Origin of the sequence: Pyramidobacter sp. C12-8 (assembly GCF_002007215.1) — a bacterium.
In the GTDB taxonomy this organism is placed as follows: Bacteria; Synergistota; Synergistia; order Synergistales; family Dethiosulfovibrionaceae; genus Pyramidobacter.
This window is the reverse complement of sequence record NZ_MUHX01000004.1, coordinates 103115-126067: the sequence shown is the minus strand read 5'-3', so window position 1 is coordinate 126067 and position 22953 is coordinate 103115. Positions and strand designations below refer to the sequence as shown.

Genomic DNA, 22953 nt, shown 5'->3' with positions numbered 1-22953 from the left:
AAGCCCATGTTCGATGCTCTTCGTCCACAATACGTTTTCAACGATGGAAAGAGGGCGGCAGCGCTTTTGGCTGTCGCCCTCTTGATTTTTGATTATTCCTTTTTGGCGATGGGAATCCACAGTTCCATCGTGTACCCCGGACTGTACATATCGCCCTTAAAATATACTTCAAAATCAGGTGTTCCCGCGTGCATGTATCCCTGTTCCGGCAAGAACACTTCCATGGCGTATTTCCACCCTTCGTGAATGCAGTCGGGAATCGCTCCCTCCAATGACAGAACGGCATATTCAGCTTCTTTGATCTCTACGACCTCCAGTCCCATTTCCCGTGCCTTGGGGATGTCGTTGACATGGTAGCAGGCCATATAGTTGATCTTGTTCCCATTTTTCATGTCAAAGCACATCCCATAGCTTTGACCGTTCCCCAGGCGGGAAAGAGTTTCGTGGCTCCACTTTGCGAGCAGTTGATCCCAAACCGCCGGGCAGGAGGCCGAATCGATATTCTCCAATTTGACTCCGGCCACGGCAAATCCGCTTTTCTTTTGGATTTTCACATCCATGCTTTTTCCTCCTCTTATGCTGAGCGTTAATTGAATGGGAGAAAACACCCGGTATGCTTCCCCGTTTCGTACTTGCGTAGGCGTGACGCGATGAAAATTCTTAAAAGCGTTCGTAAAGGAATTTGATGATTCGTAGCCGTATTTCATGGCAATATCTATGATTTTGCCGCTTGTTTCCTTGATCTCCACGGCGGCCTTCGTCAGCTTCCTAAGCCGTATATATTCCGACAGCGTCATATTTGTCAAAATAGAAAACAATCTGCTGAACATGGCGTAGGAATAACTTGACAGACAGGTGACTCTGCTTTCGTCGATTTCGCCGCCCAATACGCTTTCGATATAGCGTATGGTTTCGTTGAACGCTCTTATCATCTGCATGGCACGCCCCCCTACGACACATATTTTAGCCGAGTTCTCTGGCGAATACCCTATATTTCCCGTACAAAAAAAGTATCGGCCGCTGATTTAGAACATCATTCGTCTCCATCATTTTAACCCGTTGTCGAGCAAACAGGCTCTTGCGCCCATCGGTATTCTGTGATACTATCCAAAAATCCGAATAATCGGTTTTCCTTTATCCAGAGTCAGGGGAGAGAGTCAGCTCAACGATCCTGCGCCAACCTGTCCGCGTCGTGCGGACGTGGTGGTCCTGCTGACAGCGATAAGCCGCTGGGGCGAGAAAATTTTGCAGCCGTCTTGTCGTGAACAGGGCGGCTGTTTTTTTATGGAAATTTGAGGTAAAAGGAGTCGTGTCCGAATGAACAACGCTTTTGAAGAGATGCTTCCCAATTTCTCCTTTGAAATCTTTCCCCCGAAGAGGACCGGCAGTCTGGAGTCGATTTACGACACGGTAGACGCGCTGGCCAGCCTGCGTCCCGATCTGATCAGCGTCACGTACGGCGCGGGCGGTTCGAACCGCGACAACACGATCGAAATTGCCTCCACGATCCAGAACCGTTACATGCTGCCCGCCGTGGCTCATCTGACCTGCGTGGGCAGTTCGCTGGAACAGACCGACGCGCTGCTGGCGGAGCTGAAAGAAAAAGGCGTGCGCACGATCCTGGCGCTGCGCGGCGACCGCCGTGCCGACGCGGATTTCGGGGACGGTTACTTCAAGCACGCGGCGGAACTTGTGGCTCACATCAAGAAAAATTACGATTTTCGCGTGCTGGGGGCCTGTTATCCGGAGAAACATCCCGAAGCGCCTTCGCTGGAAGCCGATATCGCCCATCTGAAGGAGAAGGTCGACGCCGGCGTGGACGCGCTGATCACTCAGCTCTTTCTGAACAACGACGATTTTTATCGTTTTCGCGATCTGGCGCAGAAAGCCGGTGTCAACGTCCCGATCATCGCCGGTATCATGCCGATCACCCAGGCCAGCATGCTGGACAAAGTGGTCTCCCTGTGCGGCGCTTCGATCCCGCCGGCAGTGCGGCGCTTTGTAGACGCCTACGGCCATAACGCCGAAGCCGTCCGGGAAGCGGGGATCGCTTACGCGGCGTCGCAGATCGTCGATCTGCTCGCGTCGGGCGTGGAGGGCATTCACATTTACAGCATGAACAAGGCCGGCGTCACCCGCCAGATCGCCCAGAATATCCACGGCATCCTTTATTCGCTGCGGGTGAAGAGATCCTGATGGAGCCGACGCGCAGACAGCTGGAAGAAGCGTTGCGCTATCTCCGCGTGCCTGATCGGGGGCGCGAGGAAGTGTTGGAAATGGCGCGCGCCGGTTTCGCGGAGCTGGGCGGCTGCGCGCATCCGCGCAAAGTCTGGAAACGTTTCCCGCTGACGGTCGGGGAGCGCGGCATCGCGCTGGGGGACGGTTCGGTGGAGTGCGTCTCGCGCGATCTGTCCCGGCTGTTCAAAAACTGCCGTTCCTGCGTCGTCATGGCGGTGACGCTGGGACCGGAAGTCGATCGCCGCACGCAGCTTCTCGGCCGCGGCAGCATGAGCCGGGCGCTGTGCCTTGACGCCTGCGCGTCCGTGCGGGCCGATTCGCTTTGCGACGAGATCGAAGACGAAGTCGGGGAAACGCTGCGCGAAGGCGAGTACCTGACGCGGCGCTTCAGCCCCGGTTACGGCGACGTTCCCATGCAATTTTCCGGCGACCTGCTCCGGCTTGTCGATGCGGAACGCCGCATCGGCCTGACGATGACGCGGCAGGGCATGATGATCCCCATCAAGTCGGTGACGGCGCTGATCGGGATTTCCAGCGTACCGGAACGGCGGCGGCGCGGCTGCGACGACTGCTCCTTTGCGGCCTGCCAATACAGAAGAGAGGGCGGTTTCTGCCATGATGAAAGAATTTGATCATGTCGTCATGTTCGACGGCGCCATGGGCACGATGCTTCAGAAAAAAGGCCTGAAGCTCCGCGAGATTCCCGAAAGCCTGAACGTGAGCCGGCCGGAACTGATCGAGTCGATCCACCGCGAATACTTCGCGGCCGGCAGCGATTTTGTGCAGACCAACACGTTCGGCGCCAATCCGTACAAGCTCGAGGGAACGGGGTATGAAACGGAACAGGTCATCGAGGCGGCCGCGAAGATCGCGCGCCGCGCCGCGGACGCTTTTTCCGGCAAAGGGATCCTGCTCGACATCGGCCCTTCGGGGCGCGCCATGGCTCCCGTCGGCGACGCCGATTTCGACGAGATCTACGGATCGGTGGCCCGTCAGGTGCGCGCCGGCGCGGAACTGTGCGACGGCATCCTGCTTGAGACCTTCACCGATCTGCTGGAGGCGAAGGCTTCCGCGCTGGCGGCGCTGGAGAACAGCGACAAGCCGGTGTTTTTGACCATGAGCTTTCAGGAGGACGGACGCACGTTTTTCGGCACGCCCGTGGAAGCCATGATCATGACTTTCGAGGGGCTGGGCCTGTCGGGACTGGGCGTGAACTGTTCGCTGGGGCCGGCGCAGCTGGCGCCGATCGTGAAAAAACTGACCGCTCGTTCGCGAGTGCCGGTCATCGTCCAGCCCAACGCCGGCCTGCCGGTCGTGCGCGACGGCGTTTCCGGATGGGACGTGAGCCCCGCCGAGTTCGCGGACTGGCTCGGGCAGTTCGTCGGTTGGGGAGCGGCTTTTGTCGGCGGCTGCTGCGGCACCACGCCGGAATTTCTGGCTGCCGCCAATGACGCGATCGGAAACCGCCGCCTGCGTCCGCGCAAGGTCACGCCTCTGCGCGGCGTATGCAGTGCCACGCGCGTCGAGCCGTTCGATCGCAGCGTGGTCATCGGCGAGCGCCTCAATCCCACGGGCAAGAAGCGACTCAAACAGGCGCTGTACGAGCACGATCTCGACTACGTCGTGCTCGAGGCGCAGAAGCAAAAAGAACAAGGCGCCGGGGTGCTCGACGTCAACGTGGGACTGCCCGACGTCGACGAGCCGGCCATGCTCCGGGAAGTCGTCACGGAGCTTCAGGGCGCCGTCGATCTGCCGCTGCAGCTCGACTCGGCCAACGCCGCGGCGCTGGAAGCGGCCGCCCGGCGTTACGCGGGAAAGCCGCTGCTGAATTCCGTCAGCGGTAAAGAGTCCAGCCTCGCCGCCGTGCTGCCCGTGGCGAAAAAATACGGCGCCTGCGTGCTTGGCCTCTGCCTTGACGACGGCGGCATCCCCCCGACCGCCGAAGCGCGGCTCGCCGTGGCGCGGAAAATCGTCGGCCGCGCCGCGGCGCTGGGCATCCCCAAAGACGACGTTTTTATCGACTGTCTGACGCTGACCGCCTCCGCGCAGCAGGATCTGGCGCTGGAAACGATCAAGGCCGTGCGCCTGGTCGGCGAGCGCCTTGCCGTCAAAACGACGCTGGGCGTGAGCAACGTTTCCTTCGGCCTGCCGCGCCGCCCGCTGATCAACCGGACGATGCTGGCCGCGGCGCTGGCGAACGGACTCAGCGCCGCCATCGTCAATCCCGGCGAGAGGAACGTGCAGGAGACGCTGGCCGCCTGGCGGGTGCTCAGCGCTCAGGACCGCGACGCCAAAGAATATATCGATTACTGCGCCGCCAATCCCGAAGAGACGGCGTCCGCTCCGCGTGCCGCCGCCGTTTCGGATCGGGGAAAGTTTTCCGGCGGCCTCGGCGAAGCGGTCGCCCGCGGTCTGAAAGACGAAGCCCGCGCCTGCGCGGCCGAGCTCGTCAAAGAACGGCCGCCGCTCGAGATCATCGAGAAAACGCTGATCCCCGCGCTCGACGCCGTGGGGCGCGATTACGAGGCGCAGAGAATCTATCTGCCGCAGCTGATAAAATCGGCCGACGCCGCGAAGGCGGCCCTCGAAGTGGTGAAGGCCGTGCTGGCCGGCGGTCAGAGCGGCGTCCCCCGCAGCGGTCCCAAAGTCATCGTCGCGACGGTCTACGGCGACGTGCACGACATCGGCAAGAACATCGTCAAGGTGATCATGGAAAATTACAATTTCGACGTGATCGATCTTGGCAAGGACGTGTCCGCGGATGCCATCGTGGCCGCCGTCAAGGAGACGGGGGCTGCGGTGGTCGGCCTCAGCGCGCTGATGACTACCACGGTCGCCAGCATGAAAGAAGCGATCGCCGCGCTGCGGCGCGAGTGTCCGGAAGTGCGCGTCATCGTCGGCGGCGCGGTGCTCACGCCCGATCTGGCCCGCCACGTCGGCGCCGACCGTTACGCCCGCGACGCCATGGAGACGGTCCGCGCGGCGGAAGAGTTTCTGTCGCAAAAATAAAAACAGGGATCTGAGCTCGGCATGAGTTCAGATCCCTTTTTGATTGCTTTTGCCGGCGGCGACGTGCGGAAAAAATTCGACGGGCGGCGCTCGCGCCGCGCCTTTTACCCGAGCCGCGGCGTCCAGTATTTTTTGCCGGCGGCGCGTTTTTTCGCGTCGCGGACGCAGAGGATCTGGATCGCCCGGTTGCAGGCGGCCATGGCCGGTTCGAGCGGCGACGAGACCATCTCGTCGGTGACGCGGTTGGCCACGGCCACGCAGAGGCAGCCGCTGCGGAAGCCGTACAGATTGCCCATCGTGAAGAGCGTGGCCGCCTCCATCTCGAAATTGAGCACGCGGGCGCGGCGTAGGTCCTCGACGACGTTTTCGAAGAACGACTGCCGGTAGCCGCGGTAACCGGGGCGCCCCTGACCGCAGTGGAACGAGCCGGTGGAGCAGGTGAGCCCCACGTGATACGTCAGGTCGAGTTCCTCGCAGGCCTCGATCAGCGCCAGCGTCACCTCGTGATCGGCGGAGGCCGGGTAACGGTCTTCCACGTACAGGTTGCTGGCCCCGTCGTGACGCACCGCCGCCGTGTTGACGATCAGATCGCCGCAGGCGATGTCTTCCTGGATGACGCCGCAGGTGCCGAGGCGGATGAACGTGTCGGCGCCGACGCGGAGCAATTCTTCCACGGCGATGGCAGTCGAGGGGCCGCCCATGCCCGTGGAAGTGACGGAAACGGGCGCGCCGCCGGTCGTCCCCGTGAACGTGCGGTGCTCGCGATTGCCGGCGACGAAACGCCGCTCGTCCCACGTTGCGGCGATCACGTCGGCGCGGCCGGGATCGCCGGGCAGAAGCACATAAGGCGCCACGTCGCCGGGCGCGCACTGGATGTGGTACTGCCGCCCCTCCATCTCCGGCGCGTCGGCGCTGGATTTCCATGCGTTCACCATAGTTATATCCACCTCGTTTAGGACACTGTTTAGGGCACTCAAGAGATTGTGTGGAAGATTTTTGCCCTACGCGGAAGCCGCGAGAGTCGGCTTTAATACCCATAGGGATTCTTGGGGTATTTCTTGTAACCTTTTTCCCCGGTGTAGGGGTTGCGGTTTCCGGAACTGGAATAGTTGTCATAAAAATAATCATTGCTCGGGGATTTGTAATGTCCTTGGACGTAGGTACCGTCCTTGCGGTAATAGCCGTTGACGTAGGTGTCCTGAGCAAACGCCGTGCCTGCAAAACCTAATACCACGCAGATGATAAACAGGAACTTTTTCATGGGACTGCCTCCTTTGGATTTAATAAATTCTTGTTTTAAAAATAGCAAGGGGATACTGGTAATAGCATAAGAAAAAATTCCCAAACATTAGACTCTGAATAAGTAACGTGAGAAAGAGCATGAAGTGATAGAAGAGAGTAAAAACAATAATAAACGATAATGTTAGACAAAAGCTCTGTTTTATTCTCAAATTCTTTTCTTCCTTTGCGGATAGCCATAAGCAAATTAAATATGACCGCAAAAAATGTAAGTCTTGTTCCATTTAATAAGAGATAAATACTGCCTATTCCTGAAACAACTGACGCACAGGCAATTAAAAAATTTAATATCCCCATTTGGTGTTTATAAATAGACTACTCTCCTTTTCTGGGAATCGTCATCCCACGGCACACTTTGCCTACATATCTGAACCGTCCAGTTTCAACGTCTTCCTTAGTAAATCTCTTAACGGGGTATTTAAGGGAAGCGGAACGCAATTCCCCTCCATCACAATGACGATTCCAGTAGATCCATTTCACCATCCAGTCACCGTCAAGTTCCGCGATAATAACGTCTCCGTTATCCGCTTCGGCAATGGGATTCACTAAAACCTGACAGCCGTCGGGAATGCCAGCTTCTTCCATGGAGTCACCGCTGATGCGTACAATAAACGGGCTTTCTCCCGGCTCCGTGGAATATTGGCCGCCCAGTAGCCACACAGGGATTTCAAGCTCTTCTCTTACGACACCTTCCACCGACACCGCTCCCATTCCCGCGCAGGCGGACATAAAATCTTCATATACGGGCACTTTAATGCTGCCGTTCATTCCATAGTGTTCAACAATCTCAACGCGCTCTTCCTTCGGGAAGGGCGCGGTTTTTTGTTCTTCGCGGTCCATCAAATCAGAAACTGAAACATTAAGCGCAACTGCAAGAGCTTGAATTTTTTCTAGGCTGGGTTCTCGTTCTCCGTGTTCCCAACGCCAAATTGTATTTTGCCCCACATTAATAAGTTGTCCTAATTCCCGGCGAGATAATTTTGCGGTTTCTCGAATTTTTTCAAGGTTTTTGCCCAACATAACGATCCCTCCTTAATGAATTGTACCAATTTGGTATAAAAGTGCATTTGTCGTTTCGGGATAATATATTTCCCGAATCGGTATTTATGCCCTTGACATTTTACCAAATTGGGATAAACTATTTTCGTGAAGACAGGAGGTGATCCAGTGCTCAATCTAAAACAAATGCGTATAAAAGCAGGGTTTAAGAGACTTTATGACGTAGCAAAGATCATTGGTGTGGGGGCGAATACTTTGTCTCGTTGGGAAACTGGGAAACGAGAGCCGTCTTTGGAACAAATCAGGAACCTTGCACAAATTTATCACTGCACTCCTAACGAGCTGCTGGGTGCAGACGAAAAAAGCCCCGGCGAGTAGCAGAGGCAAGAAAGGAGGACACTGCAAAAATGGCGGCATCCGGGATGCTCGATCTGGGCGCGATAGCGGAGATGGCGGCGACGCTTCCGGCGATAGTAAACAGCCTCTTAAAAGAAGTGCAGGCGCTGCGGAGCGAGCTGGCCGCCATGAATAAACAGAAACACGAGTACGAGCGGCTGATCGACCGCCGCGAAGTCTGCGAGGCGCTGAGAATCAGCCGGCCAACAGCGGACAGGCTGGCGACTGACGGGCACTTGCCCGAGGGGTTTATATGGCAGGGCAAGAGGGTGATCCCCGAGCGCGAGTTCTCGGCGTTTATGCATGAGGTCATCGAGTCTCGGGGCAAACTGCAAGAGTAGGAGAGGAGGCGAGGGCACATGGACACAGAGCTTAATCGGATCATGTGCGAGATCTTTGTGGAGTCGCTGGCTGTGGCTGGCGTCATGATTGCGGCTTACTGGGTAGTAAGCGCGTTGTGGAAAAGAAAGAGGAGCTAAAAATGGATATGAAAAACATCTGGTACTGCATTGGAGCAGGGACGGTCACGCCGGAGACACCGCTCCCGGAGCTTCCGGAGATCCCGCGCGGGGCGCTGGTGATCATCGAAGGGCGCGCGCCGATCTGGCGGTACGGCATGGCCTTTCACAAACTGCACGGGCTGGCGTCGGCGGTGGCTGTGTATGACCCAAGGCTAGGCGCGGTGGTCGTGGCCTCGCACACGACTGAGTACTGCGAGGGCGACATCATCGACGTCGCTCCGCTGACGGACGCGTAGACGATGACTCTCTACGGCCCAGAGTCGCGCTACGGGCGGCGACTGAGATGGTGGGAGGTGCTGCGGATGGCGCTGGAGGCGCTGCTGGGATGACGACTGGGAAAGGAGACGGGAAAAATGACTAACGATGAGTACGCGCGCTTACAGGAAATGTGGCTCAATGCCACAGGAGTCAAGGAGGGCAGCTGGGTGAAGGTGGCGCGAGCTGCCAAAAGCCATGAAAGCGGTTGGAACAATTCCTGGATGTCTGAAATGAATGCGCTCGTAGGGCGAACCGTGCGAGTGAAAGACAATCGCTTCGCACAAGGCATCTGTTTGGCCATAAGCGAGCACAGTTCTCCGTTTTATGCCTTTCCATTCTTTGTCCTCGAACCTGCGGAAGAGCTAAAGCCGGAAAAGTATCGATTCGAGCCATTCGAACGGGTGCTCATGAGAGACACTGATGATGAGGCATGGCGAGCCAACGTGTTTGGCAGATACATCAAGGACAGTCGGTTTCCTCACGAGTGCGTAAATAATGCGTGGAAACAGTGTATCCCCTACGCCGGCCATGAACACCTGCTTGGCACATCGGACGAGCCCGAGGACTGGGAGAAGTACTACGACAAGGAGTAGCGGCATGAGCGCAAAAAAAGCAGAGCCGCTCTGCTGGCGGGCAGAACGGCTCACAGAACAGGCGAAGACTGAAGTCCTCGCCTCTGATTATAACACAACGGAGGTATCAGCATGACAGTGCGTAAGTGTCGAGGTTTTTCGACGAAAAAAAATAAATGGTTGTATAGCGAATTACATATGAGTGATTTTATACCCCCGGAAAGTGTCGGTCAGTACACGGAGCTGAAAGACAGCAAAGGTCAAGAGATCTACGAAGGCGATATCCTAGATTTTGAGCGTATGCCCGGAAAAAACGCTCATGGATACGTCGCGTACTGCGACGAGAAGGCGCGGTACGTGGTGCGGTTTCAACGAGAAAAGTACGAAAGGGCGCTTTCTTGGATATGCGCGGTGGGCAAGCCCGTCGTCATCGGCAATACCTACGAAAACCCCGAACTGCTGGAGCAGGAGCGCCCTAATGCCTAACCTCGACCTCTCCGCCCTCACCGAGGACGAGCTGAACGACGTGTACGAGGACGCGACGCCGGACGGCAAGCGCGCCATCGAAGCTGATATGCGCGAGGCGCGCGAAGAATATGAACTGTACCTGGCGGATCAATACGCCGGGGATGAAGAATGGAGGAAAAATAATGGAATACAAGAAAGATTTCGACACTGACGTTATGAAAATCGCACTTTGCCCGGACTGCAAAGGAAAAGGCTTTAACTACAACGAATTTGGAGCGAAACTCAAATGCTACCACTGCAACGGTTTCGGCCGAGTCGTGAGGAATAAGAAACTGACCGACATACCGCTGTCTGAGTTTTATGACTTTGACGACGAAAACGACTCCCAGATCAGAATCAAAATAGACCCCCAAGAGGAGGCAAGCGAATGTCCATCAGCCTGAAAAGCACTCAAACCTACGCCCAAAGCGGCGTGAAGATCCTAGTGTACGGACAGGCGGGCGCGGGCAAGACCACGCTCATCAAGACGGCCCCCCAACCGATCATCCTCTCCGCCGAGGGCGGCCTGCTCTCGCTGCAGGACAGCGACATCCCCTACATCGAGATCCACAATCTCGACGAGTTGGGCGAGGCACTGACGTTCCTTACCCAGTCGCAAGAGGGGCGGCAGTTCCGGACGATCGCGCTGGATTCCATCAGCGAAATCGCGGAGGTGGTGCTGAGCGCCTCCAAGATCGGCCTGAAAGACGGCCGCGCCGCCTACGGCGAAATGAACGACATCATGGCGAAGGTGATCCGCTCCTTCCGCGACCTGCCGAACCGGCACGTTTATTTCAGCGCCAAGATGGACAAAACCGCCACGGACACGGGGACGATGCTCTACGCCCCATCGATGCCGGGCAAGACCCTCAGCCAGCAGCTGCCGTATTTTTTCGATGAGGTGCTGGCGCTGCGGGTCATCACCGACAAGGACGGCGCCGTGCAAAGGGCGCTGCAGTGCCAGAGCGATCCGCTCTGGCTGGCGAAGGACCGTTCCAGCCGGCTGTCGATGTGGGAACCCGCCGACCTCGGCGCGGTGATCGAAAAAATCTCGGGGCGCGCGGCCGCCCCCGCACAGGAGGAACAGTAAATGGAATCGACGGAAATTATTTCCCTCACGATAAAACTCTACGAGGCGCAAAACGCCGAAAAGAAAGCCAAGGAACACCGGATGGAACTCGAGAACCAGATGGCGAAAGCCATCGGCATGCCCGACAGCTGGGAAGGCTCCATGACCAACAAGGTCGGGAACTACAAAGTCAATGTCTCGCGCCGCATGAACGTCAAAATCGACGCCGACAGACTGAAGGATCTGGCGCGCGAAAACGGGCTGGACGCCCAGCTGCAGACGCTGTTCCGCTGGAAGCCGGAGATCGCGAAGGCGGCCTGGGACGAAGCCGATCCGGAAACCATCAAAGTACTGTCCCCAGCCATCGAACGCACGCCCGGCAAGGCGTCGTTCGCGGTCGAACTCATCCCCAACAAAAAATAACTAATAATTTTTAGGAGGTCATCACAATGGCAATTCTCGATCAGCGTTTCACTCAGGCGTTCCAGACGGCGGAAGCCAACAGCGGTTTCGACCCGATCCCTCCGGGCGACTATATCCTTCAGGTGTCGGAGACGGAGCTGAAAAACACCAAAAACGGCTCGGGGCAGTACATCAAGGTAGCTTTTACGGTAATGGGGCCGAAGTACGAAGGGCGAAAAATCTTCACCAACTTCAACATCCGCAACGCCTCGCCGGAGGCTGAACGGATCGGCGTCAGCCAGCTCAAGGCGCTGGTCGTCGCCGGAGGCGTGGCCGAACCTCTCATGGATACGGACCAGCTGGTCGGCGCGACGGTAAGCGCCCGCGTGACCGTCGACAAGAGCGACGACCCGCAGTATGACGACCAGAACCGCGTCAGCCACTACAAGCCGGTCAATGCTCCCGGGACCGGGGCGATGCCCGGCGTCACGCCCATGTCGACGCCGGCGAACGTCCCAAGCGCCGGTACGTTCAGCCAGGCGTTCGGCCGTCAGGCGGCTCCCGAGCCCTCGCCCGTCCCCCCCGGACAGTCGTGGTTTAAATAGAGGGCAGAGCCATGACGGCTCTGTCCGAACCGCGGATTGTGGCGGGCGGCTGGAATGGCGGCGAGCCTGCCACGACGACGCAGAGCCTCATCGACGCCTGGTGGGAAGACCAGCAGGAGAAGCCCCGACCTCATCTCGGGGCTTCTTTGCTCGGCCATCCCTGCGAACGCTGGCTCTGGCTGTCGTTCCGCTGGGCGGTGCGGGAAAAGTTCAGCGGCCGCATGCTGCGTCTGTTCGACCGCGGCCGGCGTGAAGAAGAATCCATCGTGCTCAACCTGCGCCGCATCGGCATCAAGATCCACAGCACATGCCTCGACGAGGACGGGCAGTCGCGCGTCGATTTCGGCTCCCACGTCTCCGGCTCCGTTGACGGCATCATCGAAGGCGGCGTGCCCGAAGCCCCTGCGGCGCGCCACGTCGCCGAATTTAAGACGCACAACCTCAAAAGCTTCAATGAACTGAAGCGGGTTGGCGTATTCGAAGCGAAGCGCCGGCACTGGTGTCAGATGCAGGTTTACATGATGGGCACGAAAATCAACCGGGCGCTGTACGTCGCCGTCTGCAAGGACAACGACGAGATGTACACGGAGAGGATCCACTACAATCCCCAGGCGGCGTACGAGATCGTCGAACGCGGCAAGCGGATCGCTCTTTCGGAGCGGATGCCGCCGCCCCTCTCGGCTGATCCGACGTGGTATCAATGCCGTATGTGCCCGGCGCACGAGTTTTGCCACATGACGCACCTCATCGCACCGGAATGCGTCAACTGCCGCACCTGCGCCCACTCCACGCCGCTTGCGGACTCGCGCTGGAAATGCGAGTTTTTGGGCTGCGCCGTCGATCCCGACGGACAGCTCGCAGCGTGCGCGTCGCACGCGCTGCATCCCGACCTGACGCCGTGGAAGTTCCTCGGCGGGGACGGCGAAGGGCGCTGCGCGCTGTACGAGATCGACGGCGTTAAAGTGCTGAACGGGTCCGGCCCCGGCTCGATCTCCACTGGCGATCTGCTGCGGGGCGTGCGAGTCGCCGCGGCAGACCAGACGGACGCGCCGTTTTGATCCCCCAGCTGCGGGATTACCAGCAGCGCGCCATCGTCATGCTCTACGGTTGGCTGGCGCGCAACGCGGGCAATCCCTGTATCGTCGCCCCCACGGGCAGCGGCAAGTCGTGGATCATCGCGGCGCTGTGCGAGGACATCCTGCGGCAATGGCCGGACAGCCGCATCCTGATCCTCTCGCACGTCAAGGAGCTGCTTTCCCAGGACGCCGACAAGATCGTGCAGGCGTGGCCGGACGCGCCCGTCGGGCTGTACTCGGCGGGGCTGAACCATAGAGACGTGGACCGTATCACGGTGGCCGGTATCCAGTCGATCTGGCGGCGTCCGGAGGAATGCGGCAAGATCGACCTGGCTATTGTCGACGAAGCGCATCTGATCAACCACAGCGACAGCGGCATGTACCGCTCGCTGCTGAAAGACCTGAAAGAACGGAATCCGCTGCTGCGGGTCGTCGGGCTGACGGCGACGCCCTACCGCCTCGGGCACGGGCTGATCACCGAGGGCGAGAACCGCATTTTCGACGGGCTGATCGAACCGGTGACGATCGCCGAGCTGGTGGCGGGGGGGAGCCTGGCGCCGCTGCGGTCGAAACTGCCGGCGAAGACGCTGGACGTCGAAGGCGTCCACAAGCGCGGCGGCGAATATGTCGAAAGCGAGCTGCAGCTGGCGGTCGACACCGACGCCAACAACGCAGAGATCGTCAGAGAGACGATTTCGCGCGCCGGAGACCGTAAAGCCTGGCTGTTTTTCTGCACAGGCGTGGAGCACGCCTTCCACATGCGCGACGAACTGCGGCAGGCTGGCATTCCTACGGCCACGGTGGTAGGAGACACGCCCGCCGCCGAGCGCGCGGAGATCCTTGAAAATTTCAAATCGGGACAGCTGAAAGCCCTGACCAATGTTGATGTATTGACAACGGGCTTCGACTATCCGGGCATCGATCTGCTGGCCATGTGCCGTCCGACGCTCTCGCCGGGGCTGTACGTGCAGATGGCCGGAAGGGGCATGCGCGTCGCCGAGGGCAAGGCGGACTGCCTGGTGCTGGATTTCGCCGGCAACGTAGCGGCGCACGGCCCGATCACGAGCGTGGCGATTCCCAAGAGGAAGCGCGCGGCGGAGAAAAAACCTGTGCGCAAGTGCCCGGAGTGCGACGAAATCGTGGCAGCGAACGCCAAAATCTGCCCAGCCTGCGGGTACGAATTCCCCGCGCCGGAACGGAAACCGCAAATCATGGCGCTGCACGGGCGCGACGACATCATGGGGTTGGAGCCGTCGGAAATGGAGCTGCGCGGCTGGTTCTGGAGCGTGCAGCACAGCTCCAGGAACGGCCTGCCGATGCTGCGGGTGGACTACGACTCGCGGGATTTCGTCAGGTCGATCAGCGTCAGCGAGTATCTGTGCCTGATGCACGGAGGCTTCGCCGAGCAGAAGGGATTCAAGACGCTGCGCTATCTGATGCGGTGTTCCGGCATCGCCGCCAGGTATCCCGACGCCATGACGCTGGGCGTTATCAAAAATGAAGACGAGCTGCGCGAACTGGCGCAGCTTATGAACGAGGAATCGCGGTCTCCGGCGAAGGTGTACTGCGTCAGGGAAGGCAAGTACTACCGGGTCGTAAGCCGCGAATGGAAGGTGGTGGAAGCAAATGGCGACGCTGCCGCGGAACTGGGACCAGATGGCGCCGGAGAAGCGCCTGCCGCCGGAAGCGCAGGCTAAGGAGGCGATGCTGGCCGCCGGCATCGGCGTCGAAGAGGCGCCGGACGTCGTACTGGATGGCAAGCCGCACCGTTTTCGCGTAGCCGGCGACAAGGGACGCGAAAAATCGGGCTGGTACGTGCTCTTCGGCGACAACCTGCCGGCGGGGCGTTTCGGCAACTGGCGCGGCGACCTGTCGGTGGCGTGGCACGCGACGCCCGACCACGCGCTGACGCAGGCCGAACGCGAGCTGATCGAGCTGAGCTACGAGCGGGCGCGCCTGATGCACGAGGCCGAGGCGAAAAAGAAGCACGAACAGGCCGCGGCCCTCTGTGCGGAAATCTGGGAGAAAGCCGCCGAGGCCGACGGTGAGAACGGATATCTGGTCCGCAAGCGGGTCAGGAGCCACGGGCTGCGCCAGACGGGCGACGGGCGGCTGATCATGCCGATCTACGTCGGCGAGCGGCTGGCGTCGCTGCAGTACATAAGCGCCGACGGCATGAAGGAGTTCCACGCCGGCGGCGAGGTGTCCTGCGGATATTTTTTCATCCCGCCGACGGGCGCGGCGGCGAAGGCCGTCTATATCGTCGAGGGGTACGCCACGGGAGCCAGCGTCCACGAAGCTACGGGCGCGGGCGTGGTGGTGGCGCTCAACGCGGGGAACCTGTCCAAAGTCGGGCAGTTTTTGCGCGGTAAAATGCCGCAGGCACGAATCGTTTTCGTGGCCGACAACGACAAAAGCGGCGTCGGCCAGCAAAAAGCGCAGGCGGCGGCGGGGCTGATCGGCGCGCAGGTGATCGTGCCGCCGGAGATCGGCGACGCGAACGACTACGCCGTCGCGGGGCGCGACCTGAAAGCACTGCTGGACGCAGAGCCCGACCCATGGCTGGTGCCGCTGAGCGAGTTTTGCCAAAAGCCGCAGCCGATCAAATGGCTGATCAAGGGGTGGGTCCAGGAGGAGGCTCTGATGATGGTTTTCGGCGCCTCGGGGACGGGAAAGACGTTCGTGGTGCTGGACCAGGCGCTCTCGATCGCCTGCCCGCAGATCAACGACTGGCAGGGCTGCCGCGTCAAACACGGCCCGGTGGTCTATCTGGCGGGGGAGGGGCATATCGGCTTGAAGGCCCGCATTGCCGGCTGGATGGCCCACAGGGGGGCAAACTCGGCCGAGATGTTGATCAGTACCTCCGCGGAGGACTTGAACACGCCTGAGGGCGTTGGCAGGGTCGTGTCGGAGATCGGACGCTACGAGACGAAGCCGGTTTTGATTGTCGTGGACACTCTCAACCGGTTTCTGTTCGGCGACGAGAATACGGCCAAGGACACGAAAACGTTTCTCGACGCCTGCACGCGGCTGATGAACGAATTTCACTGTTCGGTGCTGATCGTCCATCACACGGGCGTCGCGCAGGAGGCGCAGAATCGTGCCCGAGGGTCGTCGGCGTGGAAAGGCGCGATGGATCTGGAAACGTGGGTCAACAAGGAGCCCGGCAGCGTGAAAGTGCTGGTCAGGCAGACCAAAAGCAAGGACGCGGAGCTGCAAAGCGATCTCTGGCTGGAACAAATGCAGATCGCGGTGCCGGGCTGGACGGACGAGGACGGCTCGCCAGTGACGACGGTCGTCATGGAGCGCTCCGACGGCGGCGACGAGCCGAAGGAAAAGAAGCTCACGAAAAGCCAACAGTTCGGGCTGCAGACGTTCCGCGAAGCGGCGGAGCACTTCGGGAGGCTGGACGCGGAGGGGAATTTCGCGGGGCTGAATATTGATGATTGGCGTACAGTATTTTTCGAACGAAGTGCAAGCGACAACGAAAATACAAAAAGAGGATGTTTCAGCAGAACTCGATCAGACCTCTGCGAAATCGGAAAAATCAGAGTCGAAAATGGACTTTGTTTTTTAAATGGGGTGACAGCTGAATTAGAACATAAAGAATTTGTGAAGAAAATTCAAACTTCTTGATGCAAAAATTTTTGCATCAGCAAAAAAACTAAACTCGCCTAAAAAAATGAACTCGGCAATTTTGATGCAAAATGTTTTCAAAAAAATGCATCAGTAAAAGTCAGCAAAATCAATGGTTGACGATCCGTGATGCAATTGATGCAAAATTGATTTTGAGTAAACTTGCATCGCGCCCAAAGCCTGTTTCTGCTGATGCAAATTGCCCCCCCCCCTTTAGGGGGGGGCATCATTGCATCAGCATCAGGATGGGGAAAAATAAACTCGGCAAGGAAGTGATTAAAATTAAAAATAAAATTCGTGAAATTCTGAAAAATGATTTTGCCAAGTCGATCTCGAAAAACACTGACGAATCGTTTGAATTGGAATTCGCGTTCGCCGCGCCGGAGCGTAGGTGGCGCGCAGACATTGCCTTTCCCAGGGTAAAAGTCGCGGTCGAAATTGACGGCGGTACGTGGACGTTGGGGCGGCACAACCGGCCGGGAAGCGTGCTCAAAGACATGGAAAAGGGGAACGGCTACGCCACCCGGGGCTGGCTGGTGTTCCACGCGCCGTGGGAGTGGATCGAAGACGGCGAAAAGGTCAGCGAGCTGAAAGAGGCGGTCTGCAAGGCAATCGAAAAACGGCAGATCGAAATATTTTACGGATTGGGGCGATGACTTTGAAAATTCTCGACGCCTGCTGCGGCAGCCGCATGGCGTGGCATGATAAAAACAACCCGCTGGCCGTGTTTATGGATAACCGCCAGGCCGACGAGACACTGTGCGACGGGCGAAAGCTCGTTGTATCGCCGGACGTCGTGGGCGATTTTCGGCACATGCCGTTTCCCGACGAAAGTTTTTATCTGGTTTTTTTCGACCCGCCGCACATGTCGCAGCTGGGTGCGGACTCATGGACGGCGAAAAAATACGGCGTGCTGCTGCCGACATGGCGCGAGGACCTGCGTGCCGGCTTTGAAGAGTGTTTTAGAGTGCTTAAGCCCTGCGGCACGTTGGTTTTCAAGTGGTCGGACGTGCAGATTCCGTTCGACGACGTGCTTCAGCTGGCGCTGCCTTACAAGCCGCTGTTCGGGCATCGCCGACGGCGCGGCAAGCACGAGACGATCTGGTCGGTGTTTTTCAAGGGAGACTTAAATGACTAACGATCTAAGTGAGATCAAGCGCGTGCTGCGGTCGGTCTGGTGGACGCAGAAGAGGCTAGACGCCGATCTCGAACGTTTGGCGTGGCTGCGGGCCAAGGCGGAAGGCGTCCGAGGCTTGGAGTACGACCGGCAGACGGTCCACGGCGGGGAGGAGCACAGCGCGCTGGAGGACGCGGCATGCGCGATTGCGGATTGCGAGGCCAAAATCGAGGCGGAGGTCGCGCAATGGCGGGCGGCGCTGGATCGGGTGACGGGGATCATTCATGACGTCCCCTCGCCAAAATTAGCGGTGATTTTACAGATGCGGTATCTCAATCTGTGGCCGTTTGAAAAAATCGCGGTCGAGCTGGGCTACACGTGGAGGCACGTCAATCGGATGCACGTGTTGGCGCTGAAAGAAGCGAATATGGTTTATCAGGCGCAAAAAGAAAAGATGTCATAGAATGTCATAGTCTTGACGTGATATGATGTAGACTGGGAATTACGGGGAAAAAGAATAACGACAAAGGCGAGGCCGCGAAGGCCCCGCCTTTATTGTTGTTCATTCATGAATTTGTTGTCGGCGTTCGTTTCGTGTAAACGGCGCCGGAAAGTCGCGCTGTGGGGAAGGGGGCTGTCGAGAAATGAGATGATTTTCGCCGTGTCCTCGCTCGCCCAGCGTATATGGGGCGTTGTGTCGTCTCTCCCCAGGACGAATCGTGTTCTTAGCCGGCATCCTGTTTTGTCATGCAGGACGCGGGAAATGTATTCGAGCAGTTCTTGCGCTCCCGACAGGCAGAAATAATAGGCTGAAGTGCCCTGCCGGCGGTTGACGTTTTCGCCGGACCAGCCGTGCATTTCGGCGTAGCCCTGCAAAAACTCAGCAAAGCGGAATTTGATTTTCGGCACGCCGCGCGAATAAAAAGGCGCCGAAAAATCGATACCGACGCGCGAAGCTTCGCGTGTGATGTGTTCGACATCTTTTTGTTTATGTATCCTGAGTTTGTAATACCCACCGTGCGGTCTGTCCATAACCGCATCGAGCGCAAACCCCTTTGCGAGATTACATAAGGTGTCTTTGTATTTACAGCCTACGACGACGCTTGTCACTCGCGCGCTGGGCGCGAAGGACGTCCCCGCCCAAAGCACGCCTAAAAGATAACTTCCCCATTCCGTGGCGGGGTCGAGGATTGGAGCGTGGGGCTTCGTCCCAAGTGCCGGGCCTTTTGCCATGCAAAAACCTTTGTTTTCGAGGTCTTTGATGGCGTTTCTCAAAGTTTTTTCAGAAATGCTGATCTTGGCGGCGATTTTTTTTGTCTCGATCCGCTGTTTGCGCTGTTCCTGCAACTCGGCGATTTTCACAGTCCGGCTGCCGGACAGCGGTAAAAAACGCTTGCACGGGTGTCCTGAGCAAAAAGTGATCGTGTCGTCGGCGATTTTATACGCGCGGTCTGCGCCGAGATGGTCCCGCATTACGTAATGGCGGAGCGTAAGCCCCGCGGCCAGCATGACGTCAAGCGCCGCCGAGCCGGTAAAAACAATTTGATTGTAGGCGACTTGCCCTAGGATGCCTTTTTTTCGCAATTCGGCGTCTATTGACGCCAAAATTTCGTGGTCGCCCCTCAAAATAGCCCGCGGCGGGGTTTCGGAGCAGCTGACCAGCAAAGCGCGCAGATCAGCCGCAATCGTGTCAGCCATTTAACACCAGCCGTCCGGGGCTATGACTACAACGTCGCCGATCGTCCAGGCGCGTCCGGACGTGATTTCGGCATTGTCGGCGTACAGTTCGGGAATGTCATCGTTATAGTCGTAAACCACGTCCATATCTTCGGGATCGGGCAAAATTTCGCGAATGTCGTCGACATGGACGGCGTCTGACGGCGTCGCATCGGGATCGGGGATCCCGATGATAGTTCCCGCGAATACTCGCGGCAGTCCTTGTGGGCATTGCACCCACCAGTTGACGACGATAACCGAATTATCATAGACAATAATTCCGGACTCCTGCTGGGTGAGGTTTGTTAGAGAAAGCATCTTTACTGCATCCTTTCTTTTGGGGGTGTAGTTTTTGATCCATTCAACGGGGATCATCCAATCCCGGCCGATTTTTTGAGCGCCGGGGACGGCATGACGGATGCAGAGCTGTCGCAGGGTTGCGGCGGAATAATGGCCGAAGCGGGCGGCGAGGATCGCCGCCGCTTCGGCAGTGCCGATAAAATCAGTTTGGGACATGGATAAATTTCCCCGTCCCATAGCTGTCGGCGGATTCAAATTCAATCGCGGCCGCGTCGTTCGTGTCGTAATACACGGTGACGTCGCCAATAAAAATTTCCCTGTACTCCGATTTTGTTTCGGAGTCGTAAAACCGGCCGACGCCGCAGGGGGTTAAAATTTTCCCCGATTCGAGGACGACATATCCGTCCTCGCAATTACCCCGATAGACGCCGGGTTCGGCCCGCAAAAATTCCTGCGCGGTCACGGGGTAGGACATCCCCGCGTCGTCGGTGTCGGTGCGCAAATCATTCAATTTTACTTCGTATTTCATTCAATTGTCCACCTTTCTTTTTATTTTGGGGGGCGGCATGAGCTGCCCCCCGTCATTCGAACGGAACCCCGCGAGTATTACATTTCCTCCTCTGGGAAGAGAGCTTCCCAGCGCCGCTGGAGTTCTTCGACATTCGGGCCGTTGTATCCGACCCAATTCTCGTGGTCGTCCTCCCATTCGCGGGCCCACCCGAGCTGGGCCTGGATAGTGTCTCTGACAGCCTTTTTTACATTTTCCGGCGTGGCGGGGCCGTAATCAACGACGTCTCTCCAGCCCACTGCAGAGACGTCGCCGGATTCTACTCCCACGTAGATGCCGCAGGAGTCCGGGTCGTCGTATGCATAGACGGGGCCGTCGGGCATGACCTCGACGATATCGTATACATCGTCCAAAAACTTTTCCGGGTCGGGACGCAGCGCTTCGGGACCGGCGGCGCCCCACTCGTCCCAGTCGCGATAATGGTTGTTTTGCGCGGCTTCGTCGAGCCGCTGGCGCTCGAAATCGGCGTGACTCTCGTATCCCGCTTCGCGGGCCACGGCGTCGAAGACGTCGATTTCAGAAGCGGCCTGCCAAAACCCCCAATCCGTGCCGTTAATCCAAAGGCGGTAATTTTTCATTTTTTCCTCCTATTTTTCGAGCCGCAGCGGCTCGTTTTTTGTTCTGGCCCCATTATACTACGCTAGCGTAGCATGTCAAGGGGGCAAAATAAATTGCGTAGATTCAGCTATTGCAATAGTTTGAGCCGTTTTTAATGGCTTGAAAAATAAAGACGAAATATTCAGATTATTTGGAAGCGAGGTGATTTGCGTGGCGGACGATAAAAAATTGACGGCGAAGCAGCGGCGGTTTGTCGACGCCTATGACGGCAACGCCACGGCGGCGGCGCTGGCGGCGGGGTATTCGGCGAGGACAGCGCAGCGCATAGGGTCGGAAAACCTCTTTAAACCTCTGATCGCAGCAGCCATCAGAGCTCGCGAAACGAAACGCCGCGGCTCTCTTATCGCGACGCGCGAGGAGCGCCAGTCGTTTTGGACGGCGACGATGCGGGACGAGCGCGTGGAGATGAAGGACCGGCTCAAAGCCTCGGAGCTGCTGGGCAAATCCGAGGCAGATTTTATCGATACTGTCCGGGCGTCCGGCCCTGATGGCGGCCCCCTGCTGGTGCTGGGGGCGGAGATGACGGCGGAAGCGGCGCGGCGGGCGCGGCAGATCGCGCAGGAGATCAAAAATGGATGACCTCAAGTCTTTGCCGCCGGCACAGCGCGAGATCGAGCTTGCGGCGCGTCTGGCGGTCAGCCGCGACTCGCTGGTGGCGTTCCGCTCGGCGCTGCTGGCGTCGCCGGGAGACGTCGCGCCGATGGAGGCCCATCATAGATGGAGCAATATCATTCTGCACAGCGATAAAAATGTTGCCATCGAGGCGTTCCGCGAGAGCGCTAAAACGCAGATCGCGCTGCGGGCAAACCTGCTTCACGCTTTGACGTTTCCGAGCCCCGAGCGCAGTTTTATCGTTATCATCCGCGCCACGAAAGAGCTGGCGGCAGCGCTGCTGCGGGAGACATCGCGAGAGTGGCAGGCGCGCCCGGAGCTGATGATGCAGGCGGACGGGCTGCCGGATATCCTCGAGGACAGCGGCAACGCGTTCCAGGTGCGGTACAGGTCGGGGCTGCAGGTGCGCCTCGCGGCGTTCGGCAAGGGCGGCGCCATCCGCGGCCTGTCGTGGGGCGCGAAACGGCCGGACCTGATTGTCTGCGACGACATCCAGGATTTGGATGACGTAAGCAGTGAGACGGTCTGCGAGAGCGACTGGAAATGGTTCATGTCCGACATCTATTTCCTCGGGCATGAGTCGCGGATTTTCATGATCGGCAATAACCTCGGCGAGCGCAGCATTATCGAGCGGATGATCAAAGACGCCGACGTCTGGGGATTCGAGGCGGAGCGTGTGCCGAAAATGACGCAGGACGACGCCGGGGAGTGGCGCTCGTCGTGGCCGGCGCGGTATCCCGTCGAGTCGATCCTCGAGCAGAAAGAGGCGTTCGCGCGCAAAGGTATGTCGGACGTCTGGTACCGAGAGATGCTGTGCGAGGCGCGCAGCCCTGAGCAGCAGCGGTTCCGGCGCGAGATGTTCCGCTACTATGACCCGCGCACACTGCGGCGCGACGAGCTGAGCGTCTACATGACGGTGGATCTGGCGTCGAGCAAGGCGGCCAGCGCCGACTACTCGGTGTGCTGCGTGGTCGGCGTGACGCCGGAGGGGATGTGGCAGGTGCTCGACTGCTGGTACGGCCGGGTGACGCCGGTGGAGCACATGGACGAGATTTTCCGGCTGGTGCAAAAATGGCGGCCGATCTCGGTCGGCATCGAGAAGGTGCAGTATCAGGCGGCGATGCTGGCGTTCCTGCAAAAGGAGATGCCGCGCCGCAACGTGTTTTTTACGATCAAGCCCCTGATCGCGGGCGCGAAAAAGGAACAAAGAATCGACGTGCTGCAGCCGCGGTTCGCCGTCGGGGGCGTGTGGTTCCCCGTGGGCGCGCCGTGGCTCCAGGAGATGGAGGGCGAGCTGCTCGCCTTCCCCACTGGGCAGCACGATGATCTCATAGACGCTCTCGCATATGCGGAGCAGATCGCCAGCGCGCCGGTTGCCGGCTTCGCGCGGGCGGATATCGAAATCCCGGCATTCGGGTCAATGTAGGAGGTAGTA

General features: G+C 58.6%; 29 protein-coding genes. 21 read left to right on the top strand and 8 right to left on the bottom strand.

The genetic code is table 11. The annotated features are described in order from the left end of the window. Positions 1-92: 92 nt before the first annotated feature. Positions 93-938, bottom strand: a complete 846-nt coding sequence (locus tag B0D78_RS02630) for an AraC family transcriptional regulator (protein WP_078015430.1) — start codon at positions 936-938, stop codon at positions 93-95. Positions 939-1317: 379 nt separating this feature from the next. On the opposite strand from B0D78_RS02630, the gene metF reads away from it, so the two are divergent. The 3 genes from metF to B0D78_RS02615 are packed head-to-tail and all read left to right on the top strand — an operon-like array spanning position 1318 to position 5247. Next, positions 1318-2196 carry a methylenetetrahydrofolate reductase [NAD(P)H] gene (metF, locus tag B0D78_RS02625; RefSeq protein ID WP_078015429.1) on the top strand — a complete coding sequence of 293 codons (879 nt, stop codon included), beginning with the start codon at positions 1318-1320 and terminating at the stop codon, positions 2194-2196. Next, a complete protein-coding gene (locus B0D78_RS02620) occupies positions 2196-2870 on the top strand; it encodes a vitamin B12 dependent-methionine synthase activation domain-containing protein (RefSeq protein ID WP_078015428.1) in 675 nt (224 codons plus the stop codon). Before metF ends, B0D78_RS02620 begins: the two co-directional genes overlap by 1 nt. Next, on the top strand, positions 2854-5247 hold the full coding sequence (locus B0D78_RS02615) for a homocysteine S-methyltransferase family protein (protein WP_078015427.1): 2394 nt from the start codon (positions 2854-2856) through the stop codon (positions 5245-5247). Before B0D78_RS02620 ends, B0D78_RS02615 begins: the two co-directional genes overlap by 17 nt. Positions 5248-5351: 104 nt before the next feature. Here B0D78_RS02615 and B0D78_RS02610 read toward each other — a convergent pair whose 3' ends face one another. From B0D78_RS02610 to B0D78_RS02600, 3 genes are all read right to left on the bottom strand, one after another. Continuing rightward, positions 5352-6182 carry a nucleoside phosphorylase gene (locus B0D78_RS02610; RefSeq protein WP_078015426.1) on the bottom strand — a complete coding sequence of 277 codons (831 nt, stop codon included), beginning with the start codon at positions 6180-6182 and terminating at the stop codon, positions 5352-5354. A 92-nt stretch (positions 6183-6274) separates the two neighbouring features. Further along, positions 6275-6481: a hypothetical protein gene (locus B0D78_RS02605; protein WP_168169969.1), complete on the bottom strand. Its 207-nt coding sequence runs from the start codon at positions 6479-6481 to the stop codon at positions 6275-6277. Between the two features lie 380 nt (positions 6482-6861). Then, positions 6862-7566 (bottom strand): LexA family protein, encoded by a 705-nt coding sequence (locus B0D78_RS02600; RefSeq protein ID WP_078015424.1) that lies wholly within the window; start codon positions 7564-7566, stop codon positions 6862-6864. 147 nt (positions 7567-7713) lie between these two features. Here B0D78_RS02600 and B0D78_RS02595 point away from each other — a divergent pair, with 147 nt between their 5' ends. The 16 genes from B0D78_RS02595 (at position 7714) to B0D78_RS02520 (ending at position 18167) form a co-directional block, all read left to right on the top strand. Beyond that, entirely contained in the window at positions 7714-7923 is a 210-nt protein-coding gene (locus B0D78_RS02595; RefSeq protein ID WP_078015423.1) for a helix-turn-helix domain-containing protein, read from the top strand. Positions 7924-7952: 29 nt separating this feature from the next. Beyond that, positions 7953-8282, top strand: coding sequence for a helix-turn-helix transcriptional regulator (locus B0D78_RS02590; protein WP_078015422.1), 330 nt, complete (start codon positions 7953-7955; stop codon positions 8280-8282). A gap of 140 nt (positions 8283-8422) precedes the next feature. Next, positions 8423-8698, top strand: a complete 276-nt coding sequence (gene crn3, locus B0D78_RS02585; protein ID WP_205948250.1) for a CRISPR-associated ring nuclease Crn3/Csx3 — start codon at positions 8423-8425, stop codon at positions 8696-8698. A gap of 117 nt (positions 8699-8815) precedes the next feature. Beyond that, positions 8816-9313 (top strand): hypothetical protein, encoded by a 498-nt coding sequence (locus B0D78_RS02580; protein WP_078015421.1) that lies wholly within the window; start codon positions 8816-8818, stop codon positions 9311-9313. A gap of 111 nt (positions 9314-9424) precedes the next feature. Then, positions 9425-9778: a YopX family protein gene (locus B0D78_RS02575; protein ID WP_078015420.1), complete on the top strand. Its 354-nt coding sequence runs from the start codon at positions 9425-9427 to the stop codon at positions 9776-9778. Then, positions 9771-9971, top strand: coding sequence for a hypothetical protein (locus B0D78_RS02570; protein WP_078015419.1), 201 nt, complete (start codon positions 9771-9773; stop codon positions 9969-9971). The genes B0D78_RS02575 and B0D78_RS02570 overlap by 8 nt, the downstream gene beginning before the upstream one ends. After that, complete coding sequence (locus B0D78_RS02565) at positions 9943-10203, top strand: hypothetical protein (RefSeq protein WP_078015418.1); 261 nt, start codon at positions 9943-9945, stop codon at positions 10201-10203. The genes B0D78_RS02570 and B0D78_RS02565 overlap by 29 nt, the downstream gene beginning before the upstream one ends. Continuing rightward, positions 10188-10889 carry an ATP-binding protein gene (locus B0D78_RS02560; protein WP_078015417.1) on the top strand — a complete coding sequence of 234 codons (702 nt, stop codon included), beginning with the start codon at positions 10188-10190 and terminating at the stop codon, positions 10887-10889. Before B0D78_RS02565 ends, B0D78_RS02560 begins: the two co-directional genes overlap by 16 nt. Further along, on the top strand, positions 10890-11291 hold the full coding sequence (locus B0D78_RS02555; RefSeq protein ID WP_078015416.1) for a DUF7173 family protein: 402 nt from the start codon (positions 10890-10892) through the stop codon (positions 11289-11291). A 26-nt stretch (positions 11292-11317) separates the two neighbouring features. Continuing rightward, positions 11318-11875 carry a DUF669 domain-containing protein gene (locus tag B0D78_RS02550; RefSeq protein ID WP_078015415.1) on the top strand — a complete coding sequence of 186 codons (558 nt, stop codon included), beginning with the start codon at positions 11318-11320 and terminating at the stop codon, positions 11873-11875. Between the two features lie 11 nt (positions 11876-11886). Further along, the gene (locus B0D78_RS02545) at positions 11887-12933 is read left to right on the top strand and encodes a hypothetical protein (protein ID WP_078015414.1); all 1047 of its coding nucleotides are present in this window, start codon (positions 11887-11889) and stop codon (positions 12931-12933) included. Beyond that, the gene (locus B0D78_RS02540; protein WP_078015413.1) at positions 12930-14648 is read left to right on the top strand and encodes a DEAD/DEAH box helicase; all 1719 of its coding nucleotides are present in this window, start codon (positions 12930-12932) and stop codon (positions 14646-14648) included. Before B0D78_RS02545 ends, B0D78_RS02540 begins: the two co-directional genes overlap by 4 nt. Next, positions 14578-16587, top strand: a complete 2010-nt coding sequence (locus B0D78_RS02535; protein ID WP_078015412.1) for an AAA family ATPase — start codon at positions 14578-14580, stop codon at positions 16585-16587. The genes B0D78_RS02540 and B0D78_RS02535 overlap by 71 nt, the downstream gene beginning before the upstream one ends. 116 nt (positions 16588-16703) lie before the next feature. Then, on the top strand, positions 16704-17243 hold the full coding sequence (locus B0D78_RS02530) for a hypothetical protein (RefSeq protein ID WP_168169968.1): 540 nt from the start codon (positions 16704-16706) through the stop codon (positions 17241-17243). Then, positions 17240-17725, top strand: coding sequence for a methyltransferase domain-containing protein (locus B0D78_RS02525; RefSeq protein WP_078015410.1), 486 nt, complete (start codon positions 17240-17242; stop codon positions 17723-17725). Before B0D78_RS02530 ends, B0D78_RS02525 begins: the two co-directional genes overlap by 4 nt. Continuing rightward, the gene (locus tag B0D78_RS02520) at positions 17718-18167 is read left to right on the top strand and encodes a hypothetical protein (RefSeq protein ID WP_078015409.1); all 450 of its coding nucleotides are present in this window, start codon (positions 17718-17720) and stop codon (positions 18165-18167) included. The genes B0D78_RS02525 and B0D78_RS02520 overlap by 8 nt, the downstream gene beginning before the upstream one ends. An 89-nt stretch (positions 18168-18256) precedes the next feature. Here B0D78_RS02520 and B0D78_RS02515 read toward each other — a convergent pair whose 3' ends face one another. From B0D78_RS02515 to B0D78_RS02500, 4 genes are all read right to left on the bottom strand, one after another. After that, the gene (locus B0D78_RS02515; protein ID WP_078015408.1) at positions 18257-19402 is read right to left on the bottom strand and encodes an HTH domain-containing protein; all 1146 of its coding nucleotides are present in this window, start codon (positions 19400-19402) and stop codon (positions 18257-18259) included. After that, complete coding sequence (locus B0D78_RS02510) at positions 19403-19936, bottom strand: hypothetical protein (protein ID WP_078015407.1); 534 nt, start codon at positions 19934-19936, stop codon at positions 19403-19405. Next, the gene (locus B0D78_RS02505; RefSeq protein ID WP_078015406.1) at positions 19923-20249 is read right to left on the bottom strand and encodes a hypothetical protein; all 327 of its coding nucleotides are present in this window, start codon (positions 20247-20249) and stop codon (positions 19923-19925) included. Before B0D78_RS02505 ends, B0D78_RS02510 begins: the two co-directional genes overlap by 14 nt. A 77-nt stretch (positions 20250-20326) precedes the next feature. Continuing rightward, positions 20327-20866 carry a hypothetical protein gene (locus B0D78_RS02500; protein WP_078015405.1) on the bottom strand — a complete coding sequence of 180 codons (540 nt, stop codon included), beginning with the start codon at positions 20864-20866 and terminating at the stop codon, positions 20327-20329. A gap of 190 nt (positions 20867-21056) precedes the next feature. Between B0D78_RS02500 and B0D78_RS02495 the strand changes: the two genes are divergently transcribed. Continuing rightward, the gene (locus B0D78_RS02495; protein WP_143521697.1) at positions 21057-21485 is read left to right on the top strand and encodes a terminase small subunit; all 429 of its coding nucleotides are present in this window, start codon (positions 21057-21059) and stop codon (positions 21483-21485) included. Next, positions 21478-22944, top strand: coding sequence for a phage terminase large subunit (gene terL / locus B0D78_RS02490; protein ID WP_078015403.1), 1467 nt, complete (start codon positions 21478-21480; stop codon positions 22942-22944). The genes B0D78_RS02495 and terL overlap by 8 nt, the downstream gene beginning before the upstream one ends. The last annotated feature ends 9 nt before the right edge of the window (positions 22945-22953 follow it).